This is a genomic window from Acidovorax sp. JG5, from assembly GCF_017939685.1.
GTDB lineage: Bacteria > Pseudomonadota > Gammaproteobacteria > Burkholderiales > Burkholderiaceae_C > Acidovorax.
The window spans coordinates 1-17,832 of sequence record NZ_JAGKSE010000002.1 but is presented as its reverse complement, the minus strand read 5'-3'; the positions used below and the strand labels follow the sequence as shown (position 1 = coordinate 17,832).

The following is a 17,832-nucleotide window of genomic DNA, read 5'->3' as shown; positions in this document are numbered from 1 at the left end:
ACGCCACACCTCCTAACCCCTTGAATTTTCTCGTGATTTTCACCCCGCCACGGATTGGCACAGTTGGTGCTTTGTAACGCTCGTTGCTGAAGTGCTTGAGCATGCAACCACCTCGTCACTCAGGCAACACGTAGGCAAACGCATCAACCATCTGAACAAACTGGAGGTCATCATGTTGTTTAAAAAATTGGCGATATCCCTCACCGTAGCCGCAAGTGCTCTCGGCTTCGCAAGTGGCGCCCAGGCTGTGCCTGTGGCACTTGAACTGGCTCTGTTGGTGGACGTTTCTGGAAGCGTCGATGCCGGCGAATACGCCCTGCAAAAACAGGGATATGTCAACGCTTTCAACAATGCAACCATACAGAGCGCCATCGCTTCTTTCGCCAATGGCATTGCAGTGACTTACATTGAATGGTCAGGCGCCGCTCAACAGTCGACCGAAGTGGCGTGGACCCATATCACGGATGCCGCTAGTGCTTCAGCTTTCGCGGCGGCCATCAGCGGCGCCACTCGTAACTTCGGCGGTTCGACTGCACCAGGAAGCGCCATCAACTATGCAGTGACTGGGATGTTTTCGAACACCTTCGATTCAACCAGACAAGTCATCGATGTCTCGGGTGACGGTGAGCAAAATGACGGCGCTAACACTGCTACTGCGCGCAACGCCGCCCTTGCAGCGGGCGTGGACGCCATCAACGGCCTGGCCATTGGTGGTCTGGCCCTCGAAGCTTGGTACAACACCAACATCAAGGGCGGTGCCAACGGCTTCGTGGTTCGGGTGGATGATTTTGCAGATTTTTCTACCGCAGTAACCAACAAGATCGGACGCGAAATCCAGCAAGTACCAGAACCAGGTTCCCTGGCGCTTCTGGGCTTGGCCATGGCAGGGTTGGTGTTCTTTAACCGCCGCAGGAACGCGTATTGAGCCTCGGTTGTGCATTTTCTTGAATGAAGAAGGCGACCTCCGGGTCGCCTTCTTCATTCAAAGCTGCAAGCACAGGCACTCGCACCCTAAGCGGCGCGCCATTTCATGGCGCTACAGCATATCCAAGCATCCCTGAAGACATTTTTTGATCAAGAAAGTGCTTTGAAAACCCTTTTTTGATTCCCCTCAGAGAAAAAACCCTCGAGAGTCAGAAGATTTGACAAATCGAGCAACCGTTCAATAGAGTTTTTTGGAAAGCCATCGGGGCTGGACCACTGGCGGCACTGACGCTAAAGTACCGGCTGGTCCAAAAGCCGGCAGTGCGAAGGCCGGCCTCCAGAGCGGGCAGCCAGTTTCTGGCGTCATCCAGCGGTTGCAGCCGCAACACGGCGCTGCCGGGTAGCCGCCGCAAGGCTTTTACCGCCGCTTGCCACTGCAGGGCCGAAAGTTCGTGGACAGATTCAGCCGAGCCCACGGGACCATAAAGGCCGCTGTAGTAATTGCTCAGAGCGACCAGTGGGCCACCAGGCCGTTGCTGCATCAAATGAAAATGGGCTGCCTAGCCGCACGGCGCTGAAGGCAGCTGCCAGGCCCGGTGCTGATGGGGCGGCTACTCGAAACCATGGGCCAGCAGGTTGGCAAACCAGGCCTCGGTCTCGAACAGGTCGCCGGACATGCTGCCGCCCTGCCTTGGTCGCTCAGCGGCCGATGGCCAAGTAGTCAAACCCCTGGGCACGCACCAGCGCAGGGTCGAACAGGTTGCGGCCGTCCACGATGAGCGGCTGCTTGAGCCGCGCCTTGATCAGGTCAATGTCCGGGCTGCGGAACTCTTTCCATTCGGTCACGATGACCAGCGCGTCTGCCCCCACCAGGGCCTCGTTGGGGGACTGCGCATAACGGATACGCGGCTCGTCGCCCAGCACGCGCCGCCCTCTTTGGAAACACCGTCGAAATTTATTACACACCGATCGTTGCACCGCACAAAATTCATCGCAAACCATTGATTTCATTGGATTTTCAAAGCTGGCATGCAACATGCATTCTCAGTGCACACCGCAATCCAGCGGTCATCTGTAGCACCCTTTGAACCCAAGGAGCACGATATGAAGTTCTTTAGCAAAGCCCTGACAGCAGGCGCACTGGCAGTGGCCGCGCTGGCTGCCGCACCAGCCAATGCAGCGTTCGTCGGATCTATTCCCGGTGGAGCCGCTACCAACGACTACCTCGGGGCCATTGGCAGTGGACCCGTTCAAGGCTGGTTCAACGCCGACCTCTACCTGTTCGGTGGGCCCGCCAACATTTCTGTGCAGTTTTTCGGCGGCGAAGGCACCTACAGCAACTCCTTCACTTTTGGCGCCTGCGGGTTTACCCATGCTGGCGGAAACACAATCCTTGCCGGCGGCGCCCAAGTCGGATCGACTTGCAACCTGACCAACGTAGCCTCTGGCTTGCTCAACTTTTTCTTCACAGGCATGAACGGGGCACCGACTCTTTTTAACGGTGCCAACAACGGCGATGTTTCGCAGGCTGTGCCCAACTTTTTCGTCACACTCGGCAACGCCTTCGACACTAACTTGGCTGATGGCACACCCAGCTCAGGCCAGGTTGCCTGGCTCTTCCTGGATGACGGTGGCGCCAGCGGTGACGACAACCACGACGACTTGGTGATCCGGTTGGCACTGGAAGGCGGCAGTTTTCAGGTTCCCGAGCCGACCAGCCTCGCACTGCTGAGCATTGCCTTGCTGGGCCTGGGTGCCAGCCGCCGGAAAAATGCAACGAAGTAAAGCCATCCAAGCGGAGGGAGTCGGTGCCCTTGGCAAGACAGTCCGTGACAAAAGGAGGGGTGCCAAGCACCCCTCTTTTCTTTCCGTTTCGCTCAGCACAACGGGCTTGGTACCCGGCCCCACCACCCTCAATCCATGAGGCGTTTTTTCGCGAGCCCCAGCGCATGCCGCCCGGCGCCCCAAAGTCCGGACAGGCGCTTGCGGTCAAACGCCACCAGCCCGACACGCTCGCGCCGCAGGGCCATCCAGTCGGCCTTGTAGGTGTCGTCGCCGCTGAGGTAGTCCACCTCCTGCACCTTGTCCACATCCATGGCGTGCTGCATCAGCGCCGCCGTAAGCACGGAGCCGGCGGACAGCCTGTCTTGCCCCTTCACGTAAGCCAGCTTGTAGATGTTGGCCTTGGCGCCAAAGACCAGCCAGACCTGCGCGGCCAGGGGTTGATCGTTGAGCCACAGCACGCCCAGCCGCAGCCAGCCCTTGCGCGCTGCCAGGCGGACAAGGGCTGGCATGAAATCCGAGCATGGCTCGGGCTGCTTCCAGCTCTGGGCATAGACAGCCTGGTAAGCCGCCAACGCAGTGTCGAGCGCAACGGCATCCGCGGGCGCACCAGCGGTCACGATATCGATGCGCCAGGCGCCAGCTTTCTGCAAGCGGCGCCGGCCGCGCTCCACGCTGTGCCGCAGGACTGAAGGCCGGTCGGCCCAGTAGAGGGCGAACCCGCCAGCGGGCACGGGCTGGCACCAGTTGCCAAAGGCGAAGTACCGGCTGGTCCAATAGCCGGCGGTGCGAAGACCGGCCTCCAGCGCGGGCAGCCAGTGGCTGGCGGCATCCAGCGGCTGCAGCCGCAGCACGGCGCTGCCGGGCAGCTGTCGCAAGGCCTCGGCTGCGGCGTGCCACTGCGTTGCCGAGAGTCCATGCACCGCTTCGGCCGAGCCCACGGGACCATAAAGACCGCTGTAGTAATTGCCCAAAGCGAGCAGTGGGCCGCCAGGCCGTTGCTGCATCAAGTGAAAGTGGGCTGCTTCGCCGCACGGCGCGGCAGGCAGCTGCCAGGCCCGGTGCTGATGGGGGGGCCGCTCGAAACCATGGGCCAGCAGATTGGCAAACCAGGCCTCTGTCTCGAACACGTCGCCGGGCATGCCGCCGCCCTGCCTGCTTCGCTCAGCGGCCAATGGCCAGATAGTCAAACCCCTGACTCCGCACCAGCGCAGGGTCGTACAGGTTGCGGCCATCCACAATGAGTGGTTGTTTGAGCCGTGCCTTGATGAGGTCAAAGTCCGGGCTACGGAACTCTTTCCATTCGGTCACGATAACCAGCGCGTCCGCCCCCACCAACGCATCGTTGAGCGCCTGCGCATAGCGAACGCGTGGCTCGTTACCCAGCACGCGTTGCGCTTCGGGCATGGCCACCGGATCGTAAGCGGTGACCGTGGCACCGGCGGCCAGCAGGTCGGCCACCAGATCCAGGCTGGGAGCTTCGCGCATGTCATCGGTGTTGGGTTTGAACGCCAGGCCCCACACAGCAAAATGCCGGCCCGTGAGATCGTCGCCCAGGCGTTGCTTGATCTTGCGGCCGAGCACGTGTTTTTGCGCCTCATTGGCCGCTTCCACAGCCATAAGCACTTTTAGGTCCAGGTCATCTTCGCCGGACGCGGTTTTGATAAGGGCTTTCACGTCCTTGGGAAAACATGAGCCGCCGTAGCCGCAGCCCGGGTACAGGAAGTGATAGCCAATGCGCGGGTCTGAGCCCATGCCCTGGCGCACCATTTCAATGTCGGCACCCAGTTTTTCCGCCAGGTTGGCCAGCTCGTTCATGAAGCTGATGCGCGTTGCCAGCATGGCGTTGGCGGCGTATTTGGTCAGTTCGGCACTGCGCGCGTCGGTCACGATCAGGCGCTCGCGGTTGCGCTGGAACGGCGCATAGAGTGCGCGCATGAGCAAAATGGCTTGCTCGTCGGACGCGCCCACGATGATGCGGTCGGGGCGCATGAAATCTTCCACCGCCGCGCCTTCCTTGAGGAACTCGGGGTTGGACACCACCGCGAAAGGCGTCTGCACGCCGCGCTGGCGCAGTTCGTCGGCAATGGCTGCGTGCACCTGGTCGGCCGTGCCCACCGGCACCGTGCTCTTGTCCACCACCACCTTGTAATCGGTCATGAGGCGGCCAATGTTGCGCGCCGCCGCCAGCACATATTGCATGTCGGCCGAGCCGTCTTCATCAGGCGGCGTGCCCACCGCAATGAACTGGATGGTGCCGTGCTGCACGGCGCGCGCCACATCGGTGGTGAAGTGCAGGCGCCCAGCCGCCACATTGCGCTGCACCATGTCCTGCAGGCCGGGTTCGAAAATAGGGATGCCACCTGCCTCCAGAACGCGAATCTTCTCGAGGTCGAGGTCCAAACACAGAACATCGTTGCCGACTTCAGCCAGGCAAGCCCCGCTGACCAGCCCCACATACCCTGTCCCGATTACTGTAATTTTCATGACACCTGTTTAAAAAAAGCCATACCACTTGGGAATGCAACAAATGCATCATAGCCACGGCATCAGGTTGAACGCACTCGTGCAAACAGTGCACCAGGCTGCCACAACTTGCCAAGTTGCACGTACAACGTGGGCAAAAGAGCAAAGCAAAATTGCCATGGAAGTTGAATCTGCAATGCCGCCCCATCAAAGCGCGGGAGCCAATTTTTCAGGAGCGTGCAACCAAAAAAACCCCTGCGCAGATCAACACCACACCCCCCACCCGCAGCGGCGAAACCTGCTCGCCCGCCATGAGCCCCACCACCACAGTCAATGCAAACCCCAGCCCGACAAGCGGGTAGGCCTTGCTCACGTCCCATTTCGACAGCACGCCCAGCCAGACGACCGCCCCCAGGGCATAGAGCAGAAAGCCCCCCAAGACATACTTGTTGGCAATCACCGACGCGATATTGCCCAGCGAATATGGCTGGGCCATTGCTTCCCGCACCCCCTGGTCTGACATGCCGGCTTTCAGCGCAAACTGCGCAGCCACCGACAGCGCGACGCTCAACAGGGCAATCGCAAAGGTGTTCATGGCTGAAGCTCCAAAGTAACAAAATAAGCAGCCATGGCTGCACCAATCATGGCGATCACCGTTAGGCGGCTGCCCCGATCTTTGATGGCATAGACAACCGGATCGTCGTGCATCTCGCCGCGTGAAGTCTTGACCCACAGGCGGGCCATCCAATACACCAGCCCAATAGCCACCAGCCACAGCATTTTCGGGGTGGCGTAACGTGCCTGGGTCTCGGGGGCGCTGATGAACAGGCCGAACACCACCACGGCACAAAGCGCAGCGCCAACACCTAGCGGCCAAAGCACCACCAGGTCGCTGACCCTGTAGTCGCGTCCCCGGGTAGCACCCGCGCCGACCTCGTTCAACGACACCAGCTCGGCACAGCGCTTGACCAACGCCAGACTCAGAAACAGGAAGGCCGAAAACGCCAGCAGCCAGGAACTGATGACCACACCGATCACCACGGAGCCCGCCAGTATGCGAATGGTGTAGAGCAGCGACAACATGAGCACGTCCATCAACACGTATTCCTTGATCACCCAGCTGTAGAGGCTGGTCAACACCAGGTAGGTCACCAGCATCCCCAAAAAGCCGTGCGATACCGCGCTGGCTACCCCAAGCGACAGCCCCAGAACCACGCCCGCCACAAGGAGCCCATGCAGGATCGGCAGCGCGCCACAGGCAAAAGGGCGCAGACGCTTGCGGGGGTGAGCACGGTCGCTTTCGAGGTCCCACAGGTCGTTGACGATATAGGTCGCTGATGCAGCGAAGGAAAAAGCCAAGAAGGCCAGCACTACGCTGCCCAGCTTGTTGATGTCGGCAAATGCGAACGTGGTGAGCAGAGGCACGAAAAGCAACAGGTTCTTGATCCATTGGTGCACCCGCAATGCCCGCAGCCACACGGCCACGCCACTGCTCAGCTTCGGGTATTCGCGTTCAATCGGCACCTCGCACCGCACCTGCGCCGCCGTGCGTTGCGCCACACCCACCAGGATCGCCGCCCGGGCCTGCTTCCAGATGGGAAGGTCAGCCTTGGAATCGCCCGCATACACAAAAGCCCCGCCCACGTTTTCCTGGATCGCCTTGAGTTTCGCCAGGCCCTTCAGGTTGTTTCCAGCGTGGGTGGCAAGCACCTTGTCAAAAATGCCAAGGTGCCTGGACACCTCCTCGGCGGTCGTGTGATGCGCCGCCGTGGCAAGGACGATCTGGCGGCCCCTGGATTTTTCCTCATGGAGATACGCCAGCAACGGTGCGCAATAGGGGATTTTTTGGGCGTCAATGGTGACGCGCTTTGAGATGGCCTCCTTGAACCCTGCCCGGCCCCGCATCAGCCACAGCGGCAGGCACAGGAGGCTCATCGGAGAATGCCTGAGCAGGCGGACCAATGACTCCTGCAAGGTGTCGGTGGGCGTGAGGGTGCCGTCCAAGTCCACGACCAACGGCATGTTCGATGTATCCCCCATCCGCCCCTCCTTCACTGTGTGAGGCAAGTTGTAGCAGATATCCCGAAAAATCCCGCTTTCTTTCTGCACGCTGCAGCCCCACAGATCATAAAGAAAATGGGCTAAAACGCACGTCAATAAAGCGCTGAAAGCTATTTAAATCATAGCATTCCAGCGAATTGCAATGCGGACAACGCCAACCGGCACGGCAGGGTGCCATTGGCAGCGATTCAAACTTGCGCCGGTCGCGGGCCCGCACAAGCCAGTTAACACAAATATGTTTGAAGATGTTGCAGGCGAGTGGGGCAGTTCATACCCATCTTTCGGCGTGTATGCCCGCGTTAAATGCAGTAGCAGCATTGTTAAAGCAGATGGCGATTTTTTAGCTGACTTATTCAACCCAATCGCACACCTAACCTGGGTTGAGTGCTACACGTTTTTCGCTTTGGGCATCATGCGCTCAAGGTTCTTTCAAGTTCTTCGAACAGCACCCATCCACAGTCTAAAACAAGGCAAAACTCGATTTCTGGCTGTGACAACCAGTTTCGTCTGAGATCGCACCCTCTCGGACAATCGATCGTCTGCTGCAGGCCGAAACGAGCATTTTCGGTAACCAATACCCGCAAACCCCACATGTTGCGCGACCCAGTTATTGCTGGCGCGCCGCCATTTCGACCTGGTTCCATGGCGTCACCCTGCATAGGCATAAACCTTATGCCGCCACTCCTGCAAAACCTCCAATTGAACGATCCAATTCACATGATCACCGAGCCCACTCATCCCACCACAATCAGACACGATTGTCGCAACGGAATTACAAGCCTGCTCCTTTTAGTAACCCTGTCCGCGTGCGGGGGGGGGCAGCGACAGCGCTGCAGTCGGAGTCGAGTCCGCGCAAGCGTCAGAATCCGCACTGGAACTGCAGCGACAACGGCAGCGCCCATCGTCTTCAACGTCCACCCAAGTTGCAGCAACGCCGGGCATTATTTCAACCCCGGGCATCGTTCCAGCTCCAGCTCCAGCTCCAGCTCCAGCTCCAGCTCCAGCTCCAGCTCCAGCTCCAGCTCCAGCTCCAGCTCCAGCCCTACCACCGGCCCCGGCCCCGATTGCCAAAGCCCCATTCAGCTGCGCTGCCGGTGCCATCACCTGCGTCGAGGTGGCATCCACCAGTTCTCAGGCGCAGGCCAGCCTGCCAGTCACCTTTGGTCAACCCTTCAAGGCGGGCGACTGGTTGCACACAACGCAAGGCCTTGTGGCACAGGTAGGCGGAGCAACCATTCCCCTGCAGACCGACGAGATCTCGTCGCACCGCGACGGCTCCGCCCGTTTCGCCGTGCTCAGCGCCCAGTTGAGCAACGTCCAGCCGGGCGAAGCACGCATCATCAACATCTTCCCAGGCGCCAAAACCAGCAGCACCCCCAGCGTGCCCGCAGCCCCTGACTGGAACCTGGAACTCGAAGCCCAGGTGTATGACGCCAACGGCAATGTGACCTCCACGCTGGTGGCACAACCCCAAACCCAACTGGCCACGCAAATCGCCAACAACACCGGGCGCCGCCTGGCTGGCGCCGTGGCCACCGAGTACACCGTGGCCCTGCCCTTGAAGGACAAGGCCACCGGCGCCCCGCACCCGCACCTGAGCGCCCGGCTGCACACCCGCCTGGTGGACAACGGCCAGCGCATCCGCACCGACGTGGTGATGGAAAACACCCGCACCTGGACGGCCAACCCCGGCAACATCACGTATTCGTTCGCTGTGAAGCGCAACGGCAGCACCATCTACACCCAACCCAAGTTCACCCACTACCACCATGCGCGGTGGCACAAGGTGTTGTGGACGGGTTCGTCGGCCGAGCCGCAGGCCCGGGTGCGGCACAACATGCCTTACTTCATGGCGAGCAAGGCGGTGTGGAATTACGACTTGGGTCTGACTATTCCCGACTCAGCCATAGAAAGGCAATATTCGCTCCTGACACAGCGCCGCGCTGAGCAAGCCAGTTTAGGCCCGATGGCCAATCTGATGCTCACGGCTTATTTCCCGACGACAGGTGGACGAATGGAAATTGGTCCTTACCCGCAATGGACGGCGATGTACCTCTTGAATCAAGATTCGCGACTACGAGAAGTCATGCTAGCCAATGCTGACGCAGCAGCCGCGGCTCCCACTCACTATCGGGATGAAGGCACAAAAAACCCGATCGAAATCAGCAAATATCCGAAGGTAAACTTGTCAACCGAAGGACCATCGGAGCCCTTGCTGCCCGCCGTCGTCAATGGAACGACCATTTGGACGCCGGATACGCCGCACCAAGCATCTTTCGCATACGTACCTTACTTAATCACCGGTGATGCCTTTTATCTCGACGAAATTCAGTTCTGGGCAACTTGGAATGTGGCCGCTCGCAATCCCGGTTACCGGATGATGGAGAAAGGGATTTTTTACAGTGAGCAGGTAAGAGGCCGCGCCTGGGGTATTCGATCACTAGGAGAGGCGACACGAGCTACGCCCGACAATCACCCTCTGCGGGGCTATTTTTCCAACCTGCTGCAATACAACGTCGACTGGTTGGTTCAGAACTATCCAAACGCCGCGCAAAGCCCAGAAGCTCCTCCCATGGGAATGATGCCGCAGACAAGCGCACCATACGTCACGAGCCCTTGGCAGAATGACTTTGTCACAATTGTTCTTTCGCAACTCGTCGAGAATGAAGTTCCCAATGCAGCGACCTACTTGAACTGGATAACGCGGTTCACGGTCGAGCGCTTCAACAAACAGAGCGAGGGTTATTGCACCGCTTATGCCCCGGCGTATGACGTCTACGACCTCGATAGCAACAACCAAACAATCAACAGCTGGGCACAATTGTTCCAGCGGAACTGGCCAGGCGTCACCTGCAGTTCAGATCTCGCCATCATGGGTTCCCCCAATGCGGCGGATGGCTATGCAGCTTACTCAAGGGGGATGCTTGGCGCTGCAACCAACGCAGGAGTGATCAATGCCTCTTCGGCCTACACGAGGTGGAAACAACTGACCAGCGGCATGGATTCAACTATGGCTGCCGATCCGACCTGGGCAATCGTTCCCCGATAAATAAACTACCAAATGGTCCGCAAGCACCGGGCCATTCCTGCAAGCGAAGGCTTAACAAAAAAGCTTTCCCAAACAAGGCGCCTCGCGGCGCCTTTGTTTTTTGACGACGCCATAATTTCCGATAATTCCAAAAGCTTCCAACTCCGATTTGCTCGAGCCGTTGCTATCAGACGCTCATCACTCAAAACCGCCTCAGCATGGTTCAATGCCATGATCCCGTACAACAAGCGATCGCGCGCATCAATCGATCGCGCCACACTCACGTGCTGGCTCACATTAGCAGAGGCAGTCGGCACGTTTCGATACAAAGCTTTACGGGACGCGTCTGCCACGCGAAAACAGAAATCGTGGTCCTCCGCAAACCGAAGGTGCTCCCAGTAGTGGCCAGATACATCGACCAATGCCTTCTTCACAACCAACGAGTCACAGGAAATAATTCTGTGCCTCAAAAATTGACTCAGCGCATTGTGATCCACTTCAAATATATCTTGAAAACCGGGAGCCCTCCGCCGTCTTAGCATCGAGAAGCTTCCATACATACCTTGGTTCAGCACCTCGTCACCATGATGGGTCTGCAGGTCTGCCCAAAACATATCAGCACCGGATGCGTCCATGCTATCGCAAGCAATTTCCAAGTGATCTGTTCTGATCCAGCGATCGTCGTCATCACAAAAGGCAATGAATCTTCCTTGAGAAGCAACCATTCCACGGTTTCTGGCAGCACCCGGCCCCTTGCTTTTGTCAGAGGGGTCTTTCTCTATGAAGCGAAAACGCTCGCCATGTTTGCGCATCAACTCCTGATAATGCAAAAGATGGGACTCGTCCGAACCATCATCAACAGCCACAACCTCTATGTCTTTTTCACTCTGAGCAGATATATCCATCAACAGAGCAGCAATATCATCAGATCGATTGAAGGTGGGAATGACGACAGAGACCCGAACACTCATTTAATCACTCCAACACCATCAAGCAAGTGTGCGACGCCAACTTTTTGTGCACAAGCTTTTAGTTCAAAATTTCCATTCAAATCACGAGACAAATCACGAAACTCATTATTTGGAGATATCCGCTTGTATCCTTCAAATTTGATCTGAGAAAAATGCCCTGCACTAAATTCATTTTCCTTCACAGCCAAGACCTTGCCACCATAGCGCCGTTTCCAGTAATAAATACCGGTTCCATGATCCCAGTAGTAATCAGAAAGCTGCGGATCATCTGAGTTGACCGAGCGATTTCGGTGAGACTGGAAATTGAGCCACCAACCACAACCCCTCTCGTATTGATCACGGCTAGCTGAACGCGTGGTGCAACCGATCAACTCCCAATAACGGCGGTGGCTCAGGAAAAAGAGGTCGCGCCACCCAGCAGTGCTGACAGCCACAGTGGCGCCATCGGGAAGATCAGCGAACAGCTTGGCCATCTCACGCATCTTGAACTCTGGCAGCAAGAGATCTGAGTGCCAAAAAGCAATGCGGTCCACAAACAAAAAGGCGAACTCCAGGGGAAAGTGCGGGTACAGCACCGGCAACTGCAGATCGGCGTTGAAATCAACCACCACCGCGCCCGGCACCACATGCTCTGGCACCCCCACCCTCGGGTCAAACCCCACCACTGGGGTCCATCCAGCGTTCTTCACCAATCTCTGCTGCAAAAGACACCAGTCCGAGTCGACGTTCCAACAGAGCCACGGGCGTTGCACCCCCGACAATGCCGTCGCCCATTTTTCGGCGGCACGAAAGATGGGTGCAACGTCGTCGCCCCAAGCCTCCCAGTTGCCCATTCCTCGTCGGTATTCAGTAGACCGTTTGTCCATCTTCTTGCCTAGCGTTGAGTCAGCGCATCCCGCTCGCAAACCAAGTGGCACAGGCCACTGCGTGTGATGCACTAAATAACTGGGTCAACCTTGACAGAGTCAGCCTTGCACGAGTCTCGTGAGGCAGCCCCAACAAAGGTTGTCTTGAGCACGAGAGCCACTTTAACTAGTAAGCAAGTGGAGTGCGCTATTTTTCTCGCGACAAAACCGATCGGCTCAGGAAAAGATGTGTGCGCCAAGACTAACCCTGTAGCATTCGCTGCCTGAGCATCGCTCAGGTGGCCCATCTGGTCTTTGGAAACTGTCCACGTGTCCTCGGTTCGCCAAAAAGTCGCCCTGCAATTCATCGTCAGCAACCTGGCCCTGGTGGCCAACTTTGTACTGACCATCGTGCTGGCACGCCTGCTCAGCCCACAAGACATCGGCATTTTTTCCATGAGCGCTGTGCTCATGACGGTGGCCCATGTGTTTCGCGACTTCGGCGTCACTGCGTTCATCCGGCGCGAGAAGGAACTGACCCCCGAGAGCCTGCGCAACGCGCTCGGCGTGCTGCTGGTCACCTCCTGGAGCGTGGCGGCGGCCATGTACCTGAGTGCACCGTACTGGGCGTACTTCTTCCACGAAGCGCGGGTTGTGCCCGTAGTGCAGGTGCTGGCCCTGGGCTTTGTGTTCATTCCCTTTGGGGCCATTCCCATGGCCATCATTTCGCGCGAGATGGCCGTGGAGAAGTCGGCACGCATCACCGCGGTGACCACCGTGGTGTATTTCGGAGCCTCGGTGGGACTGGCCCTGGATGGGTTTGGCCCTATGACCATGGCCTGGGCCAACCTGATCAACATCCTCGTCACCGGGGCCATGGCCCGCTGGGCGGTAGCCCGCCCCCTGCCCTGGTTGCCGGCCTTCCACCAACTCAAGGGCATCGTGCACTTCGGCCTGGGCAACCTGCTGACGGCCCTGTTGAAGGCCGCCGACAGCGCCCTGCCCGACATATTGCTCGGCCGGTGGATGACACCCACCGCAGTGGGCCTGTTCAGCCGCGCCAACTCTACCGTGAACATGGTGAGCACAGCCCTCCTGCCCACAGTCAACTACTTCGCCTTGCCCTACATGGCCAAGGTGCACCACGCCAACGGACCAGTGGCCGGGGAATACCTTCGAGCCACATCGCTGATCAATGCGCTGATACTGCCCGCACTCGCCGCCATTGCAGTGCTGGCGCACGACATCGTGAGTTTGCTGTATGGCAACGCGTGGCTGCAGGCCGTGCCCGCCATCCCGTGGCTGTGCCTGGCCTATGCAATCAACAGCTTGTTTACGCTCAGCGCCCCGGCCCTTACCGGCGTGGGCAAGCCTTGTGCCGCTATCGGGCCCAACGCCTTGTTGGTGGTGACCAAGGTGGCGTGCGCTGCGTGGCTGATGGACGGCACCCTGGGCACCTTCGCCCTGGCCATGGCGCTTGGTCAGTTGCTGAGCGTGCCGTACAACTTGTGGATTCATGAGCGGCACCTGAACCTGGGATGGGCCACATGGACCCGGAGCACCTTGCCTGTGCTGGCGCACGCACTGCTGGTGGGAGGCGTTTGCCTGGGCATCCGCGGTGCGTTGCCCCTCGGCCTGGCCCCGTGGGCGGCTATATTGATAACGGGTGTTGGTGCAGCGGCTGCATTCCTGGCTGGCTGCTTCCTGCTTTCGCTGCCCATGGCCGACGAGTTAAAGCGAATGCAGAAAACCCTGTTACAGCACAGGCAGAAGACATGACGCCGTGCCGCTCTACGTGGAACAGGTTGCACTCAAACGCTTTGCAGCATTAGGCCGCCCCGATCGCACGGAGTACAAGGTTTACAGAAATGATGCCGTCGCCCATACCCTCAAGGCAGCCATGAGCAACCCACGAGTCTCCGTCGTCATCCCGGTGCGCAATGGCAAGGACTACCTGCAGGAAGCCCTGGACAGCGTGCTGCAACAATCGTTCACCGACCTTGAGTTGCTGCTGATCGACGACGGCTCCACCGATGACGACTACGACAGATACGCCCTCCAGGACGAACGCATACGGGTGATTCATCTGACGGGCACTGGCGTTTCGCGGGCGCGCAATGCAGGCATGGCCCAGTCGCGTGGCGAGTTGATCGCCTTTCTCGATGCCGACGACGTCTGGTTTCCCGGCAAACTGCAGGCGCAGGTCAGGTACTTTGACGAGCACCCGGATGTAGGCGTCGTCTTTGGCAAGTTCATTCGGTGGCATGCCCTGCCTGAGGGCGGGTTTGCGCCGGCCAGTTCGCTGATACAAGACGCGAGTCACCTCACGACGGCAGAGCCCGAACGGTCGGGGTGGCTGTACACGAGGCTGCTCGATGGCTTGCTGGTGGGCATGAACACCGCCGTGGTGCGACGGTCGGTGTACGAAGCAATCGGTGGTTTCAACGAGGCCATGCGGCAGGGCGAGGACTACGATTTCTGGCTCAAGGCTTCCCGCATTGCCCAGATGCATTCATTGGAGGGCAATGTCGCGCTCTACCGCATTCACTCCGCCAGCGCCATGCACAAGCTGAGCGAGGACAACCAGCTCTCCATCCTCCTGAAGATGGCGACTATGCGATGGGGCTTGAACGACCAACACGGCAACCAGGCCTCATCAGACGCCTTCAAGAAGCGGGTGGCCATCACCCACTTTGACCATGCCTATTCCCATTTCTGGCATGGCGATCTGGCGGTGGCGAGACGGCATTTCCAACAATCTCTATCGGGTGAGCACCGACGATTCAGGTCCATTCTTTACCTAGCCATTTCAAACCCAGCCATCAAGAAAATCATCGATCTCGCGCTGAACCGATCCCATTAGAACCAGAATCAACAACAAAAATGAATGCATCCCAAGAAAGTGCACGCTACGTTCTTTATGGTGCCGTCGCCAACAAACCCATTCAGTCGGCGTCGGACACCAAGACGTGGATAAAAACGATCCTCGACCGGATCGCATTTCGCCTGGGATACACGGCCAAACTGAACTATAGAAATTACACAGCCTCGTACACCTACAACCGCGGCGATCACTCGATCATCGTGGCCACCGCCCAACAACTGAAAAAGCTCAAACCCCAGGGCAACATCGTGACCGTCAACTGGGAGGACTTGGGCTCCAGCGGCCTCAGCAGCGACGACAAGGTGTTGGTATGCGGCAGCGGGTATTTTTTTCCCAATCCTGAGGGCGTCTTTCCCAGGCGCCTGCACCAAGACCTGCAAGCCATCGAGCAGTCCGGTGCAGAACTGCACTTTCTGGGCGTGGGCTACAACTACCTGCTCGATTGGCGGCCGTCCAATGAATCGCGGCTGCCAAAGGAATCGGTGGACCTGCTCCGGCGACTCCTCACCCGGGCCGCAACCCTCACGGTGCGCGACGAGAACACGCGAAAATTCCTGGCCAACTACACCGGCCAGGACATCGCCGTGATTGGTGACCCCGCCCTGTTCCTGGAAACCCGCTCACCCGTCCACCCGGAAGACTGCAAGAGCGCCAAACCCAGAATCGGCATCAACATTCCTTTTCACGGGCATGAACCCACGGAGTGGATCAAAAAGTACCTCAAGGAATTTGTCGCGACCTTGAAGAAGCTCCAGCAGGCCACGGACTGCGAGTTCACCTACTTCGTGCATTACGACTCAGAAGTGCTGATCGCCGCCCTCATCCGGGACCAAGGGCTTTCCATCGCGATGGTCAACACAGATGCCGCCGAGCTGCCCGACGAGTACGCCAAGATGGACCTGCACATCGGCGGCATGCTGCACTCCTGCATTATCGCCACCGCGGCCGGCACACCCTGCATAGGCCTGGCGTACGACGAAAAGCACTTCGGCTTCTTCGAGCTGATGAAGCGGGGCGAGTACTGCCTGAGAGCCAATCCAATCAATCTCGGCGTGCTGCTACAGAAATCATTTGAACTTCTCCAAAATTCAGCACGCGAGCGGACGAAGATTAAAACACAACGACAAGAACTTCTGGCAAGTTACTTGCGGACACTCAAAAGCATCGCCCCCTAAATTATCAACGAGGAACACTAAGGGATATAAAACTTTTCAACTTTTCCTGCACCGCATCGGTCATCCGACCGATGAGTAGAGTTAAAAATATCTCGCCAAAACACCGCCAAGCGAACCTCGAAAAATGAGTTGATGAAATATGCAACAGCTAGGACAACAATAATCACAAGCGGGTAGGCGAAAAATTTGTTGCCATCGCTCGCAAATTGATTAAGAAAAATGTATCCAAAGTGCGCATGGACAAGATATATTGGATAAGTTAGCGATCCAAAAATCTTTGAATGCGGAATCCTCGCTTGCTGTATTGCCTTGGCATTTTGAAGAAAAAACAAAAAGAAGAAGGATGACACAAGTACTCCGATGACAGCTGCACTGTAGGCGCTACCCTTGGCGAGCGTGATTTCTGCTGCTTTGCCAGAAGAATAGGTGATGCACAAGACAAAAGTAATCAGCAAGCTCACCACGACCCGCCAGTCAAATCTCTCCTTCAGCACAGCGAACAGTGCTCCTGCACAAAAGTAGTAGTAGTAACCACCCGCATAAGTTCGGTGGTTCTGACCCAAAAAGAGAGCAATGCAAAAAAATATTGGCCAGCACATGAAAATTTTACGCAAATGCTTTTACCACCCCACCAAAAGAACGACAAAGACCGCGACATAAAATCTGATCTCATACGCTAAAGTCCAGTAAAATCCATCCACGTCGTTGACACCAAGAAATGACTGGAGCATTGTTAAGTTGGCAAGCACCATCATTGGGGTCACTGACATTAAGTCACCGCCCCAGCTGATCGCAAAAAATGAGGTAAATAAAACGGCAAGCCAGTAAGCTGGAAAAAGCCTCACAGCGCGACTAACCGCAAATTTCGACGCGCTGCCAGACTGCGCAGAGAAAAATATTACATACCCGCTGATCATGAAAAACAGCTCAACACCCAAGTAGCCATACTTGGTGAAGTCGACCACCCAAATCTCTTGTCCGATGGAGGTGATTTTCCCGTTCACAATTCCGTTGAACGTGTAATGAAACATCATCACCATCAACACAGCCAAGAATCGCGCAGAGTCGAGCAACTCAAGACGCTTCGATGTTGGAATTTTTACATCAGCGTGCATTTAAACTCCCTGGGTCAGATTATTTAATGCAGCTCAATCAGGCAGAAAAAATAGCACCTTCCGACAACGAATTAGCGTCCATCGCCGATATTTTACGAAGGACGTTAGTTTAATTTTGCAGCCCCTTCCGCCACGCCCATCGAAGCGGCAGCATGGACAAAGCCCCCCGCACGCCCGGCGCCATCACCACCTTAGCCAGCTCGTGCGTCTCGCAGGCGGCGGCCTCTTTGTAGTCTGCGTGACCTTCGCCGAAGTCGATCACGTCACCGCCTAACGAACTACAGTGCTTCATCACCTCAGACAGCAGAATTTTTCCTGGCGAGTATTTCGCGTATGTTGGTTCATAGACGGGAAACCAGTAATGCAATCTTCCGGAACCGAGAAGCCCTAGGTGAGCCGCGATAAGCTGATCGCCGCAATAAAGGACGTTCAACGGCGCGGAAAACTCAGCCGTTTTTTTTGAGGCCAGGGCTCTCAGGAACTCTTTGATGCTCTCGCGAAACAGCGCAGACCCGTGCATACCTGTCCGCGAATATTGACCTAGGAGTCTGGGCAGCAGAACATTTTGAGCCAACTCCAAT

At 57.4% G+C, this 17,832-nt stretch carries 16 protein-coding genes and 1 pseudogene; 6 read left to right on the top strand and 11 right to left on the bottom strand.

All coding sequences use genetic code 11. The features are described from left to right. Positions 1–172 precede the first annotated feature (172 nt). Positions 173–925, top strand: a complete 753-nt coding sequence (locus J8G26_RS02495) for a DUF1194 domain-containing protein (RefSeq protein WP_210567817.1) — start codon at positions 173–175, stop codon at positions 923–925. Positions 926–1,623: 698 nt separating this feature from the next. Here the strand turns inward: J8G26_RS02495 and J8G26_RS02490 are convergent. After that, a pseudogene (locus J8G26_RS02490) lies at positions 1,624–1,830 on the bottom strand (UDP binding domain-containing protein); the annotation flags it as partial. Positions 1,831–2,028: 198 nt separating this feature from the next. Here J8G26_RS02490 and J8G26_RS02485 point away from each other — a divergent pair. Next, positions 2,029–2,709 (top strand): PEP-CTERM sorting domain-containing protein, encoded by a 681-nt coding sequence (locus J8G26_RS02485; protein WP_157667141.1) that lies wholly within the window; start codon positions 2,029–2,031, stop codon positions 2,707–2,709. A 128-nt stretch (positions 2,710–2,837) separates the two neighbouring features. Here J8G26_RS02485 and J8G26_RS02480 read toward each other — a convergent pair whose 3' ends face one another. From J8G26_RS02480 to J8G26_RS02460, 5 genes are all read right to left on the bottom strand, one after another. After that, a complete protein-coding gene (locus J8G26_RS02480) occupies positions 2,838–3,848 on the bottom strand; it encodes a GNAT family N-acetyltransferase (protein WP_232476429.1) in 1,011 nt (336 codons plus the stop codon). A gap of 22 nt (positions 3,849–3,870) precedes the next feature. After that, positions 3,871–5,193, bottom strand: coding sequence for a UDP-glucose/GDP-mannose dehydrogenase family protein (locus tag J8G26_RS02475; protein ID WP_087747826.1), 1,323 nt, complete (start codon positions 5,191–5,193; stop codon positions 3,871–3,873). A 208-nt stretch (positions 5,194–5,401) separates the two neighbouring features. Then, positions 5,402–5,767, bottom strand: coding sequence for a hypothetical protein (locus J8G26_RS02470; protein WP_087747827.1), 366 nt, complete (start codon positions 5,765–5,767; stop codon positions 5,402–5,404). Further along, entirely contained in the window at positions 5,764–7,281 is a 1,518-nt protein-coding gene (locus J8G26_RS02465; RefSeq protein ID WP_349238297.1) for a UbiA family prenyltransferase, read from the bottom strand. The genes J8G26_RS02470 and J8G26_RS02465 overlap by 4 nt, the downstream gene beginning before the upstream one ends. 893 nt (positions 7,282–8,174) lie before the next feature. Continuing rightward, positions 8,175–8,312, bottom strand: coding sequence for a hypothetical protein (locus tag J8G26_RS02460; RefSeq protein WP_210567816.1), 138 nt, complete (start codon positions 8,310–8,312; stop codon positions 8,175–8,177). A gap of 35 nt (positions 8,313–8,347) precedes the next feature. On the opposite strand from J8G26_RS02460, the gene J8G26_RS02455 reads away from it, so the two are divergent. Further along, a complete protein-coding gene (locus tag J8G26_RS02455) occupies positions 8,348–10,282 on the top strand; it encodes a hypothetical protein (RefSeq protein ID WP_349238296.1) in 1,935 nt (644 codons plus the stop codon). Positions 10,283–10,287: 5 nt separating this feature from the next. Here the strand turns inward: J8G26_RS02455 and J8G26_RS02450 are convergent, their stop codons facing one another. Further along, complete coding sequence (locus J8G26_RS02450) at positions 10,288–11,232, bottom strand: glycosyltransferase family 2 protein (RefSeq protein ID WP_087747829.1); 945 nt, start codon at positions 11,230–11,232, stop codon at positions 10,288–10,290. Next, positions 11,229–12,098 (bottom strand): hypothetical protein, encoded by an 870-nt coding sequence (locus tag J8G26_RS02445; RefSeq protein ID WP_143218341.1) that lies wholly within the window; start codon positions 12,096–12,098, stop codon positions 11,229–11,231. The genes J8G26_RS02450 and J8G26_RS02445 overlap by 4 nt, the downstream gene beginning before the upstream one ends. A 309-nt stretch (positions 12,099–12,407) precedes the next feature. Here J8G26_RS02445 and J8G26_RS02440 point away from each other — a divergent pair, with 309 nt between their 5' ends. From J8G26_RS02440 to J8G26_RS02430, 3 genes are read left to right on the top strand one after another with little or no spacing between them, the layout of a single operon-like run. After that, positions 12,408–13,856, top strand: coding sequence for an oligosaccharide flippase family protein (locus J8G26_RS02440; protein ID WP_349238295.1), 1,449 nt, complete (start codon positions 12,408–12,410; stop codon positions 13,854–13,856). 4 nt (positions 13,857–13,860) lie between these two features. Beyond that, positions 13,861–14,940, top strand: a complete 1,080-nt coding sequence (locus J8G26_RS02435; RefSeq protein ID WP_349238294.1) for a glycosyltransferase family A protein — start codon at positions 13,861–13,863, stop codon at positions 14,938–14,940. 20 nt (positions 14,941–14,960) lie between these two features. Continuing rightward, a complete protein-coding gene (locus tag J8G26_RS02430) occupies positions 14,961–16,136 on the top strand; it encodes a polysaccharide pyruvyl transferase family protein (RefSeq protein WP_210567815.1) in 1,176 nt (391 codons plus the stop codon). A 17-nt stretch (positions 16,137–16,153) separates the two neighbouring features. Here J8G26_RS02430 and J8G26_RS02425 read toward each other — a convergent pair whose 3' ends face one another. The 3 genes from J8G26_RS02425 to J8G26_RS02415 all read right to left on the bottom strand — a co-directional run. Then, positions 16,154–16,735: a hypothetical protein gene (locus tag J8G26_RS02425; RefSeq protein WP_210567814.1), complete on the bottom strand. Its 582-nt coding sequence runs from the start codon at positions 16,733–16,735 to the stop codon at positions 16,154–16,156. 21 nt (positions 16,736–16,756) lie between these two features. Continuing rightward, positions 16,757–17,251 (bottom strand): acyltransferase family protein, encoded by a 495-nt coding sequence (locus J8G26_RS02420; protein WP_210567813.1) that lies wholly within the window; start codon positions 17,249–17,251, stop codon positions 16,757–16,759. Positions 17,252–17,360: 109 nt separating this feature from the next. Beyond that, positions 17,361–17,832, bottom strand: a 472-nt coding sequence (locus tag J8G26_RS02415; protein ID WP_210567812.1) for a GNAT family N-acetyltransferase, incomplete at its 5' end; no start/stop codon positions are given.